The following is an 11,804-nucleotide window of genomic DNA, read 5'->3' as shown; positions in this document are numbered from 1 at the left end:
GGGCAGCTCTTGGCCAGCGGCGGCCGATCACCAATACGGTGGGGTATGAAATCGCCTCGCAATTCAACCGAGCGTACGGACGGCTTTCTGGCCTGCCGTCTGCCCGTGACGCTGCGCAATTTAGGCCACCCTCCTCCGCCAGAGCGCGTGCATCAACCATTTGAATTGGCAGCACCAAAGTTAGAAGTGAGTAATTACCGTCCCGGCAATGCTCTCGGCAAAGCCATCTCCGAAGACTGCGGTTGGTGTAGCAAAGCCCGTGCGCCGTTCGCCATTCAGTACCCGACGCGCAGCTTCCACAGCTGCCAGTGGCGTATAGGAATAACCGTTCACGGTTTCGATTACAGACGTTGCGGTTGTTCCATCAGCACCTATGACCTCAACCACTGCGCGTGCGCGATGCGTATCCCGTTGCTCTGCCGTGGGTCCGTCAGGCAGTTGCGACAGATCACCTTCTGGAAACGCATCGCCCGCGATATGCACATACATCGCGATATTAGCAATGCCCGTCGAATGCCAACCGGTGACCAGGTCACCGAAAGATAGGGGCACGCAAAGCACCGGCCCCTGGCCAAAGTCAAAGTCCCGTGGCATCGCATCAGGCGCCGCAACCAATTCGCCGTCCACCCTTGCGAGTAGGCCTGCACCAATGATCTCACTCACGCTCATGGCCGACCCACGAGACATTGATCCTGGGACCTGAAGTGCGATGCTCATTGCAAGCGGATTTTCAACGCGCCTGACAACCTGCACCGCCAGCGAATCAGTGGGGACGACGTCCCAACCAACGCCTGGCAACAGCATGACCTTATTGGCGGCGGCTTGAACGCCCAGTCTCTCAGCCAGCCGGTAGACGTTGATCTCGGCGGTGATGTCCAGATAGTCGACCCCAGCCTTGATGCACGCGCTCATCAATGGCTCTGCTGTCTGCGCGAATGGTCCCGCAAAGTTTAGTAATACCGAGATGCCAGACAGATCCGTTTCGAGAACTGCGCCAGCATCGAACACTCGATAGGGCACGTCCAACTGCGCGGCAAGGGTCGCAAGCCGTTGCTGGCTTCGCCCGGCGATTATAAAATCCAGATCAAGTGCTTTTGCCCGCTGGGCCGCCATACGACCGGTATATCCCGTGGCTCCGTAGATCAGTAGTGCGCTCATTGGACTTGCTGCCACTTTTTATAAACGAATTCCAGGCTGTACCCATCCGGGTCCAGTACATTAGCCGCGTAATAATCAGGGTCGTAGTGTAAGCGGGCCCCTGGCGCGCCATTGTCGACGGCGCCCTTGGCTATGGCGGCGGCATATGCAGCGTCAACTTCTGCCTTGTTGGTCGCGACGAAACCCACGTGGACAGTTCGCGCTTCAGGCAGCCCCTGACGCAACCAGAAAAACATTCGGCCATTGGCGCCAAAACCTTTAAGGTCGGGGTGTCCCGGTGGGCCGTCCTTGCCGTCGTAGTCCAAACGCGCGGTGATGCCCAGAGGCGTCAGTACAGCCTCGTAGAAACTGATAGAACGTGCGATATCGCTTACCGACAAAAAAATATGATCAAGCATGGGGGTAACCTCGTCTTTTCAGATGTTGTAGCCGCCAGCGACTTCAATGGTCTGGGCATTGATCCAAGTGCTCTCCTCGGACAGCAGCATGGCAATAACCCGCGCGACATCTTCAGGCTCACCCACCCTGCCTAGCGCTGTTTGCGCCGCCAGCATCGCTTCGAACTCATCGTTCAGCCCGCCCCCCAGCTCTGTACGGATGGCGCCCGGTGATACGGCGTTGGCCCGTATGTGCCGCTCGCCGAACTCTTTCGCCATATAGCGAGTGAGCACTTCGAGCCCGCCCTTGAAGGCGGCATATGGTGCAACTCCGGCTGTAGCTACTCGGGTAGTGGCACTTGTCAGATTGACAATACTGGCGCCCTTCGCAAGGAGGGGCAGCAGTGCCTGGGTCAGAAAGAAAGGCCCTTTGAGGTGCACGTTGAACAGATCGTCAAACTGCACTTCGCTTACGGTGGCCAATGGGTTGAACAGGCCATAGCCGGCGTTGTTGACTAGGCCACTGAGCGTCGTGGCATTCCACGTTTCACGCAGGGTTACCACGACTGATTCGCGAAATGCCCCGAAACTGCCAACATTCGAGACATCGAGCTTGAGCGCGATGGCTTTCCCACCTGCGTCCTTGATGTGCTCCACAACCGAAGCCGCCGCCTGGGGGTTGGCGTTATAGGTCAGGATGACACCCATACCTTTCTTGGCAATATGCTCGGCGGCACTGGCACCGATTCCGCGGCTGCCGCCTGTGATCACGATGACGCTCATATCTGTCTACTCTGTGGTTGGAATGTGCGTCCAGAGTAATAATCAGCGCCTGGCAGGTCATATCGTTTCCTACTCGAAACCTGCCTGTTTCTACTTTTTTCTTGCGCGAAGAGTGGTTATACCTTCAGCATGCCAACCATGGACAACCAACTCAAAGAACTCAGGTTACTGGCGGCCGGTGCTGAAAATCGCCGAACCGAAACAGGCATCCCGCGTGTGGCCATGGTTCAGGGCAAGATCCCCGAGCACCTGCTCGCGGCGGTCTATGACCCCATGATCAATCTGATTCTGCAAGGCAGCAAAAGCATGACGGTGGGTAATCGCACGCTTAGGTATGATCCTGCGACCTACTTTGTCATGTCCATCGATCTACCAGCCGTGGGTTCAGTACATCCCTGCGCATCTGGCGAGCCATACCTGGCAGTCAGTCTGACGCTTGATCCGGCAGTCCTGGCGACATTATTCGCCGACTTGCCCAAACCTGCCGTACGTATGGAAAATAATCCCGGCTTTTCGGTGGCCTCGGTTACGACCGAGTTGATGGACGCCTGGATACGCATGCTCCGACTGATGGGAGATCCAGATGCCATCGCCGCTTTGGCCCCGGTTTACGAACGGGAGATCATCTTCCGCGTCCTACAAGGGCCGCATGGATGGATGCTCAGAGAGATCGCAGCGCCTGATACCGCGATGGCCCGCGTTAACATGGCTATTCAATGGATTCGCCGCGACTTCGCCGAGCCCATCGGCGTAGAACGCTTGGCGGCACGAGCATCGATGAGCGTCTCGGCATTTCATCGCCATTTCAAGGCGGTTACCAACTTGAGCCCTTTGCAGTATCAGAAACGCGTGCGCTTGCTCCAGGCGCGAACACTGATGGTGGCAAATGCCAAAAGCGTCATGGCTGCGGCCTTCGAGGTCGGCTACGAAAGCGCCACGCAATTCAGTCGCGATTATGCTCGGGTGTTCGGGCTACCCCCTGCAAAAGATGCGGGGCGGATCCTCGGGGAAACGAGAGACGTCAGCCGCTAGTCAGTGAAGTGAGCACTCAACCGACGCCTCTCAGGCCGTGCTGCACGGAGTCAATTGAAGCCAAATCAGTGAGCGGCAATACCGGGACGAATAGCGATCACGGCATACTTTACCTGATCCACCTTGGGCCTCTCCTGACGCTGAGGACTCCACCATGAAACACCATTGGAAAACCTCTGACATTGCTGCCTGCAAAGCATCCGGAATTTGGTGGACCGACGCGCAGAAGCGTCCATCCATAGCGGCTGCTCAGTGCCCAGGCAAGCCAACGATGTGAAGAATATCGCTAAATTTTGTGAGATAAACGGCTTTGCAATCGTCAGGCAGGGATCCATAGCCCCAACTGGCAAAAGCAAACGGTATTCCGTATCCGCGTGCAGCTTCAAAATCGTTCCTATTGTCTCCGATCATTATCTTGGGAAGCTTTGCGTGACAGGCACGCGCGGCCAATGCACCCAGGTGTCTGGGGTCAGGCTTCTTGAAAGACACGGTATCCCCACCACAAACGATATCCATAAATCTCAACAGGTCGGTTTGCCTAAGGATATCGATGGCAATGGATTCGTCTTTATTCGTACAGACAGATATTTGCCAGCCCGCTTCTCGCAACGCGCCAAGGGTTTCAATTACCCCGTCATAGGGTTTTGTCATCGGATGGTCAGTGTGTTTGTAGCGCGAGATGAAGGTATCAATCGCTTCTTCCCTATCATCCATCCCTCGCAGGGAGAACGCTCGCCCGGCAAATGAGCGCATTCCGTCACCGAGGAATGTTGAAGCCGTTGCGACCAAAAGAGGCTCAAGATCCCGCTCGATAAGAATTGCGTTCAGTTGCGCTGTCATGTCGCCCGCAGAGTCGACGAGCGTGCCGTCCAGGTCAAAAATGATTGCGTCTGTCTCTACTGGATGTGCAATGTTCAGGTCGCTTATCGACATGGAATTTTACTCACGTTTTGCAGAACGCCTTTCAGATTGCAGGGCTCTGGAAACAGCTTCGTTCGCTGCGCATCAGCCCATACACCGCAGCGGATGCGAGTAGCGAGAACATAGCGGCAATCACAAATGCGCCCGCGAATCCCTGGCTGTAGCTCTGCTGAGCGAGCCCATTCAGCGTTTCGGTTAATTCGTGGGGATACATCGCGATAGCACGTTCGAAGTCGCCTGCCATGACGTACTCGAAAAATCCGGGTTTAGCAGAAACCCCCGCGTCTATCAGTTTGTTTTCAATCGCAGATTTCACTCCGCTGGCGAGCACCGCTCCCAGCCCGGCGAAACCCAGCAAGATGCCGGTGAACCTGGATGTAGTGCTGATGCCGGACGCCATTCCGGCGCGACTCCGAGGAACCGTGCCCATGATGGCCTTCTGGGTTTCGCCATTCAGCAATCCACCGCCTGCTCCCAGAATTGCCATGCCGGAAATCAGCAACCGTGGTCCCTGCTGAACGGCGGCGAACATCAGAATAAGGTTACCCAGTGCAACGATTAAAAGGCCCAGTGCCAGGATTTCTGCGCTCCCAAGATAGCGCGAAAGGCGCCTGCCTACTTGCGGAAAGACCAGCATCGCAGTGGCAAAGGGAAGCATGGCTATACCCGCTTCGACTACTCCGTTTCCACGGCCATTTTGTAGAAAGAGTGGCAGCAGCGATGCCATGACCTGTGCAGATGAGGCATACGCGAGCATCGCAAGCACGGCGCCGACGAAGGGTCGGGCTTTGAACAATTGGAGATCAAGCATTGGGTGGGTGCGACGTTTTTCAACCCAGACAAAAACGGCGAACAACAGCAGGCCTGCGATCATGCTCAGGAGAACAGGGGTGCTCGACCATCCACGACCGGGACCAGCGATCAGTGCCCAAGTGGCACTGAACATCCCTAGCGCGAAAAGCCCGATTCCCGGTATGTCCAGAGTCCTGGGCGTGGGGTCACGAGATTCATCAACCAGCGTCACGACCGCTGCCGCCAGCAATAAGCAGACTGGGATGTTAATAAAGAAAGCCCAACGCCATCCCAGTGAACTGCTGATTACTCCACCAATGAGCGGCGAAACAACCATCGTAAGTCCCATGATTGCCCCCCATATCGCCCAAGCGTGGCTGCGTGCTTTTTCATCGTGAAAAGTGTGTCCAATGATGGCTAGGGCAGGAGCAAGCAGGAAAGCAGCGCCGACTCCTTGCACCGCTCGCGCCAGATAAAGGCCTGGCGCTGAAGGCGCCAGACCGCAGGCCAGAGAAGAGACTGCAAAGAGAGCTATTCCAACCAGGAAGACGCGTCGTCGGCCATATCGGTCAGCGATGGAACCGGCTGGAAGCAGGAGGGCAGCGAAGCAGAGCACGTAGGTGCTTATGACCCGCTCGATCTCTGCAAATGACGCATGAAGATCCCTGGCAATGGTTGGCAAAACGATGCCCACGACGTTCGTATCCAGAACTGTCATGGCACAGCCTGCCGATGCGACAACCAGTATGGCCGCTTCTTTTCTCATGCAATGACAGCCTCTTCTAATAACGGGAACGGTAACCGCACTGTTTGAAAAGGGCTTTTATTTAAAGGCAGCTAGCCCGGCTTGAGCGATCTCTTCATCGTGCTGTGGTGTGTCCGCAGATACCCCTACAGCCCCAACGGTGTATCCATTGACGATGATCGGGAAACCACCACGCATCAGCACAAAGCCTTGGGCGGTGATGGCGGCGGGTCTAGTGCCGTTGATGGCATCTTCCAGCGCGCCACTGGGACGACGGAATAGAGCGGCTGTGCGTGCTTTTCCGGGGGCCAGCTCAACGCCTGCCGGCACAGCGGCGTTGTCCATTCGAGCGAGGAGAACAGGCGAGCCGGCGTTATCGACAACTGCGATCACGCACGGCCATCCAGCCGTTTGCGCTTTTGTTTGCGCTGCTGTGAGGATTTGTTGAGCCGCGGCAAGCGTCAGAACGGGCTGGCTGGGCAAACTCGATGCTGCGGCTGACAGAGAGAGCAGAGCAAGGGATCCAGCAAGAGCCAAGGCAGTCGCGATGTGAGGAAGACGGAACATGGTGAACTCCTGATGTCGTGAGTTCAATGATTGGAACAGCGGTGATAATTCAGTACAACAAAGCTTTATGGCTTTATAATTCAGAAAAACTGAATATCAGGTTCCGCTGCCATGGACATACGCCATCTCCGCGCCTTCGTAACAGTGGCGGAAAATCTACATTTTTCACGCTCGGCCGAGCAACTGGGCGTTTCTGCCCCAACTCTCACTGCGCAGATTCAGGAAGTGGAGAGCTTGTTAGACGCTCGGCTTTTTAATAGAACAAAGCGGACTGTCGCTTTAACGCCAGCTGGGGAAGCGTTTTTGACAGAAGCGCGCGCCACTCTCGAACAATTCAAAAGAGCTGTTAACGTGGGCCAACGTGCAGGCCGAGGCCAGGTTGGCCGAGTGGAAATCGGATACGTGGGTTCAGCCGCCTTTTTCGGGGTACTCCAGGACCAGGTCCAGCGCTTTCGCAATCAGTGGCCAGCCGTCATGGTGAACACCAAGGAACTCCCTACCGAGCAGCTCACGGCACTTCTTGAGGACGGTCGGATTGACGTGGCCTTTGTACGGATGCCGGTGCATCTGCCCGACGCTATCTCCAGCCGTATATTGGCCCGAGACCGATTCTGCGTTGCGTTGCCAGCGGACCATTTTCTGGCAAAGACAGTTGATGGCATTCGCCCGAGTGCGCTTGCTGGCGAGTCGTTTGTGCTACCTGAACAAGGATTAGGGTTGCGTGAAGTGGCCAAGCGCGGGAAATTCGATCCATACATTGGTTCGGTGCCCGGAAGTCTGGTCGCCGTGCTGACACAAGTGGCACTGGGTGTGGGTGTAGCCGTCATTCCCAGCGTTCTGATTCAAACTGTTCAACTGCCCAATGTGGTCTTTAGGGAGATCGCTGGGCCTCCCATTTTTTCAGAGGTGGGAGCTTTGTTTCGCCGCCATGAGAAGTTGCCAATTGTGTGCAACCTGATTAGCCAGATCCTAGAGACCGACGAAGGCGTATGGAACGGCGACCCCCTTCGAAGTTCGCAGAAATAAATGCCCTGAGGCGTAGGCTTGCGGTGGGAGATAGGGCGAGGTGGCTGCTTCTCAAGGGTCTCCAATAACGGGGTGGGTATGGGAGACACCCATCAGCATGTCATCATTGTTCACGTTTTTTAAACGTTGCGGCCAGTTGCGACTGAAGGCTATCGGCTAGATGCTGTTCCTCGTTTAGCAAAGGAATGAATCAAAAGCGGACAGCGGGTGGCCTGCAAGCACCGCTCCCGACGAGGATCGCCCCTGTGCGCATGGCATTGCCCTTTTCGCTTGATGCGCAGTGATATTTACGATTTCGCGGGCGCCAATTACATCGACGATTAGGCGATCTGATGTGTCCCCCCAAAAAGCCGAAAGCCCGCAATTACGCGGGCTCCAGAGCATTTTTTGCTAGTAGGTGCCGGACAATGCCGGACGTCCAATCACTCCCACTCAATCGTCGCCGGCGGCTTGCTCGACACGTCATACGTCACGCGTGAAATACCTTCGATTTCATTGATGATACGGCCACTGACAGTCTCCAGCAGTTCGTACGGCAGGTGTGCCCAACGCGCCGTCATGAAGTCGATCGTCTCAACGGCACGCAGGGCCACGACCCACGCGTAACGACGGCCATCGCCGACCACGCCTACAGACTTGACCGGTTGGAACACCACGAACGCCTGGCTGACCTTGTGGTACCAGTCGGCCTTGCGCAGTTCTTCGATGAAGATGTGGTCGGCGCGACGCAGCAGGTCGGCGTATTCCTTTTTCACTTCACCGAGGATGCGCACGCCCAGGCCCGGGCCCGGGAATGGGTGGCGGTAGACCATGTCGTACGGCAGGCCGAGCTCCAGGCCCAGGCGACGGACTTCGTCCTTGAACAGTTCGCGCAGCGGCTCGACCAGTTTGAGGTTCATTTCCTCAGGCAGGCCACCCACGTTGTGGTGGGACTTGATCACGTGGGCCTTGCCGCTCTTGGCGCCGGCCGACTCGATCACGTCAGGGTAGATGGTGCCCTGGGCGAGGTACTTGATGTTGTCCAGTTTGTTGGACTGGGCATCGAAGACGTCGATGAAGGTGCGGCCGATGATCTTGCGCTTCTTCTCCGGGTCGGACTCGCCGGCCAGGTTGTTGAGGAACTGCTCCTCGGCGTTGGCGCGGATCACCTTGACGCCCATGTTCTCGGCGAACATGGCCATTACTTGCTCACCTTCGTGCAGGCGCAGCAGGCCGTTGTCGACGAAGACACAGGTCAGTTGGTCGCCAATGGCTTTGTGCAGCAGCGCGGCGACCACGGAGGAGTCGACGCCGCCGGACAGGCCGAGCAGCACGTTGTCGGTGCCGACCTGGGCGCGCACGTTGGCGATGGCGTCTTCAGCGATCTTCGACGGGGTCCACAGGGCTTCACACTCACAGATATCGAGGATGAAGCGCGACAGGATGCGCCCGCCTTGCTTGGTGTGGGTCACTTCCGGGTGGAACTGCACGCCGTAGTAACGACGCTCGTCGCTGAACATGCCGGCGATCGGGCAGCTTGGGGTACTGGCCAGGATGTGGAAGTCCTGCGGCATTTTGGTGACCTTGTCACCGTGGCTCATCCACACGTCGAGACCGAACAGGCCATCGGCGTCGATGTGGTCTTCGATACCGTCCAGCAGGCGGCTCTTGCCGACCACGTCGACACGCGCATACCCGAATTCACGCAGCTCGGAGCCTTCAACCTTGCCGCCCAGTTGCTCGGCCATGGTCTGCATGCCGTAGCAGATGCCGAACACCGGTACGCCCAGGTCGAAGACCGCTTGCGGGCAGCGCGGGCTGTCGGCTTCGTGCACGGACTCGGGGCCACCGGCGAGGATGACGCCTTTGGGTGCGAATTCGCGGATCGCTTGGTCGTCCATGTCGAACGGATGCAGTTCGCAGTACACGCCGATTTCACGCACGCGGCGGGCGATCAGCTGGGTGTACTGGGAACCGAAGTCGAGGATCAGGATGCGGTGGGCGTGAATATCGAGGGCCATGAAAGAAACTCTGAAAAGCAGTTGCAAGCTTCAAGCTGCAAGCTGCAAGTAATCGGAAGCCGCGCGGAGACTGCTTCAACACAGCTCCGCTTGCAGCTTATAACTTGTGGCTTAGAGCTGTCGGCCTCAGCCGACCCGATAGTTTGGCGCTTCCTTGGTGATCTGCACGTCGTGGACATGGGATTCAGCCATGCCGGCGCCGGTGATCCGTACGAACTCTGGCTTGGTGCGCATTTCTTCGATGTCGGCGCTGCCGGTGTAGCCCATCGAGGAACGCAGGCCGCCCATCAGTTGATGGATGATCGCGCTCAGGGTGCCCTTGTAAGGCACACGGCCTTCGATGCCTTCCGGGACGAGCTTCTCGGCGCCTGCCGAGGAGTCCTGGAAGTAACGGTCGGAAGAACCTTGCGCCTGGGACATGGCGCCCAGCGAACCCATGCCACGGTAAGCCTTGTAGGAGCGGCCCTGGAACAGTTCGATCTCGCCTGGCGCTTCTTCGGTACCGGCGAACATCGAGCCCATCATCACGCAGGAAGCACCGGCTACGATGGCCTTGGACAGGTCACCGGAGAAACGGATGCCGCCGTCGGCGATCAACGGAACGCCAGTGCCTTCAAGGGCCGCGGCGACGTTGGCGATGGCGCTGATTTGCGGCACGCCCACGCCGGCAACGATACGCGTGGTGCAGATCGAGCCAGGGCCGATACCGACCTTGACCGCATCGGCACCGGCTTCGGCCAGGGCCTTGGCCGCTGCGCCGGTGGCGATGTTACCGCCGATCACCTGCACATCAGGGAAGTTCTGCTTGACCCAGCGCACGCGGTCGATCACGCCTTTGGAGTGACCGTGGGCGGTGTCGACCACCACCACGTCAACCCCGGCAGCAACCAGCGCCGAAACGCGATCGCCAGTGTCTTTACCGGTGCCGACCGCAGCGCCAACACGCAGACGACCTTGGTCATCCTTGCTGGCCAGCGGGTAAGCCTTGGCTTTTTCGATGTCGTTGACGGTCATCATGCCCTTGAGGGCGAATTTGTCGTCGACGATCAGGACGCGCTCGATGCGGTGCTTGTGCAGCAATTCGCGCACATCGTTCTTGTCGGCGCCTTCCTTGACCGTGACGAGGCGCTCTTTAGGCGTCATCACTTCGCGGACGGTGACTTCAAGACGGTTCTCGAAACGCACGTCACGGGACGTGACGATGCCGACCAGGTCGCCATCGTGCAGTACCGGAACGCCGGAGATGTTGTGCAGGCGGGTCAGTTCGAACAGATCGCGCACGGTAGCGTCGGCTTCGATGGTGATGGGATCTTTCACCACACCGGCTTCGTAACGCTTGACCTTGCGCACTTCGGCAGCTTGCTGCTCGATGGTCATGTTCTTGTGGATGATGCCGATGCCGCCTTCCTGAGCCATGGCGATGGCCAGACGGGCTTCGGTGACGGTGTCCATGGCAGCGGAAACCAGGGGAATATTCAGCTCGATGCCACGGGTTAGGCGGGTCTTGAGACTGACTTCGTTAGGAAGCACCTCGGAATAACCGGGCACTAGGAGAATGTCGTCGAATGTCAGAGCTTCTTGGCTGATACGCAGCATCGCGGGGGCTCCCGAGCGGGAAAATGGAAGCGCGCCATTATATACATGCACCCTGTCGGGCTCAATGTAAAACTCTGACAAACTTGGTAATACTGATAGATGGAGAAAACCTGCTGCGTTTCTGTAGGAGCGAGCTTGCTCGCGAAGAACGCCAAGGCACCGCGTAAAACCAGGCAACCCGCGTTATCGTTGACGATTTTCGCGAGCAAGCTCGCTCCTACAGTTCGACTTTGACCCAACTCATTTTTTGATCGAGCCAATCGGCAAATTCATCGATAAAACTTTGCTTGAACCCCGCCTCCGCCCAGTTGTTGAAGATAAACCCCAGGTTGGAAAACCCGCACGCCTGCAGGAACAGAAAGCCGTTGATGTCATCTTCATGCCCGCACAGCGGGCAGGTGAAGTTGTCGGTGTGGCCGGGCATCCAGTCTTCCAGGCTTTCGAACAGCGCTTCGCCGACTTCCTTCAGGCACTCCGGGCAGCCGGCTTCTTCGAGAAAGCCCTTGGCCGGCGTGTAGATGCAGCGTTTGTAGATGATTTCAAGGCCATTGACGGGCTCGTTGAACGGCAGCGCTTCAGGGTGCAGCACCACCGCGCGGGCGCCGTCGGCCAGGGCGTAGGCCATGCGGTTGCCGGTGCGGCCGCAGGTGGTCAGCTGTTCCTTGATGATGTTCTTGCGCACCAGCCAGCGCACGATTGCCCGGGCGCGGGGTTCGTGGACGGGCAAGGTGGAGATTTTCGGGACAAGGATGCTTTGGGAATTCATGGGAGTCCTGCGGTGGGGCTGCTGACGTCATCGGCGGCGAG

The 11,804-nt window shown here is 57.7% G+C and carries 11 protein-coding genes; 2 read left to right on the top strand and 9 right to left on the bottom strand.

Annotation, left to right across the window (positions count from 1 at the left end; translation table 11 throughout):
* Window positions 1-180: 180 nt before the first annotated feature.
* From PspCFBP13528_RS21475 to PspCFBP13528_RS21465, 3 genes are read right to left on the bottom strand one after another with little or no spacing between them, the layout of a single operon-like run.
* On the bottom strand, window positions 181-1,158 hold the full coding sequence (locus PspCFBP13528_RS21475; protein ID WP_137201452.1) for a saccharopine dehydrogenase NADP-binding domain-containing protein: 978 nt from the start codon (window positions 1,156-1,158) through the stop codon (window positions 181-183).
* The gene (locus tag PspCFBP13528_RS21470; RefSeq protein WP_065951270.1) at window positions 1,155-1,556 is read right to left on the bottom strand and encodes a VOC family protein; all 402 of its coding nucleotides are present in this window, start codon (window positions 1,554-1,556) and stop codon (window positions 1,155-1,157) included. The genes PspCFBP13528_RS21475 and PspCFBP13528_RS21470 overlap by 4 nt, the downstream gene beginning before the upstream one ends.
* A gap of 18 nt (window positions 1,557-1,574) precedes the next feature.
* On the bottom strand, window positions 1,575-2,318 hold the full coding sequence (locus PspCFBP13528_RS21465; RefSeq protein WP_137201451.1) for an SDR family oxidoreductase: 744 nt from the start codon (window positions 2,316-2,318) through the stop codon (window positions 1,575-1,577).
* 138 nt (window positions 2,319-2,456) lie between these two features.
* Here PspCFBP13528_RS21465 and PspCFBP13528_RS21460 point away from each other — a divergent pair, with 138 nt between their 5' ends.
* Complete coding sequence (locus tag PspCFBP13528_RS21460) at window positions 2,457-3,350, top strand: AraC family transcriptional regulator (protein WP_101219705.1); 894 nt, start codon at window positions 2,457-2,459, stop codon at window positions 3,348-3,350.
* Window positions 3,351-3,599: 249 nt separating this feature from the next.
* Here the strand turns inward: PspCFBP13528_RS21460 and PspCFBP13528_RS21455 are convergent, their stop codons facing one another.
* From PspCFBP13528_RS21455 to PspCFBP13528_RS21445, 3 genes are read right to left on the bottom strand one after another with little or no spacing between them, the layout of a single operon-like run.
* The gene (locus PspCFBP13528_RS21455; RefSeq protein WP_137201450.1) at window positions 3,600-4,283 is read right to left on the bottom strand and encodes an HAD hydrolase-like protein; all 684 of its coding nucleotides are present in this window, start codon (window positions 4,281-4,283) and stop codon (window positions 3,600-3,602) included.
* A gap of 31 nt (window positions 4,284-4,314) precedes the next feature.
* Entirely contained in the window at window positions 4,315-5,829 is a 1,515-nt protein-coding gene (locus PspCFBP13528_RS21450; protein WP_137201449.1) for an MFS transporter, read from the bottom strand.
* A gap of 57 nt (window positions 5,830-5,886) precedes the next feature.
* Window positions 5,887-6,375 carry a heme-binding protein gene (locus PspCFBP13528_RS21445; protein ID WP_137201448.1) on the bottom strand — a complete coding sequence of 163 codons (489 nt, stop codon included), beginning with the start codon at window positions 6,373-6,375 and terminating at the stop codon, window positions 5,887-5,889.
* A 111-nt stretch (window positions 6,376-6,486) separates the two neighbouring features.
* Between PspCFBP13528_RS21445 and PspCFBP13528_RS21440 the strand changes: the two genes are divergently transcribed.
* A complete protein-coding gene (locus PspCFBP13528_RS21440) occupies window positions 6,487-7,401 on the top strand; it encodes a LysR substrate-binding domain-containing protein (RefSeq protein WP_137201447.1) in 915 nt (304 codons plus the stop codon).
* 422 nt (window positions 7,402-7,823) lie between these two features.
* On the opposite strand, the gene guaA is transcribed toward PspCFBP13528_RS21440, so the two are convergent.
* The 3 genes from guaA to PspCFBP13528_RS21420 form a co-directional block, all read right to left on the bottom strand.
* Window positions 7,824-9,401, bottom strand: coding sequence for a glutamine-hydrolyzing GMP synthase (gene guaA, locus PspCFBP13528_RS21435; protein WP_137201446.1), 1,578 nt, complete (start codon window positions 9,399-9,401; stop codon window positions 7,824-7,826).
* Between the two features lie 126 nt (window positions 9,402-9,527).
* Window positions 9,528-10,997 (bottom strand): IMP dehydrogenase, encoded by a 1,470-nt coding sequence (guaB, locus tag PspCFBP13528_RS21430; RefSeq protein ID WP_015885726.1) that lies wholly within the window; start codon window positions 10,995-10,997, stop codon window positions 9,528-9,530.
* A gap of 217 nt (window positions 10,998-11,214) precedes the next feature.
* Entirely contained in the window at window positions 11,215-11,763 is a 549-nt protein-coding gene (locus PspCFBP13528_RS21420; RefSeq protein ID WP_065951263.1) for a sugar ABC transporter ATPase, read from the bottom strand.
* Window positions 11,764-11,804 lie beyond the last annotated feature (41 nt).

Origin of the sequence: Pseudomonas sp. CFBP13528 (assembly GCF_005233615.1) — a bacterium.
In the GTDB taxonomy this organism is placed as follows: domain Bacteria; phylum Pseudomonadota; class Gammaproteobacteria; order Pseudomonadales; family Pseudomonadaceae; genus Aquipseudomonas; species Aquipseudomonas fluorescens_AM.
The sequence above is the reverse complement of the archived record's forward strand: the minus strand, read 5'-3'. Positions and strand labels throughout refer to the sequence as shown.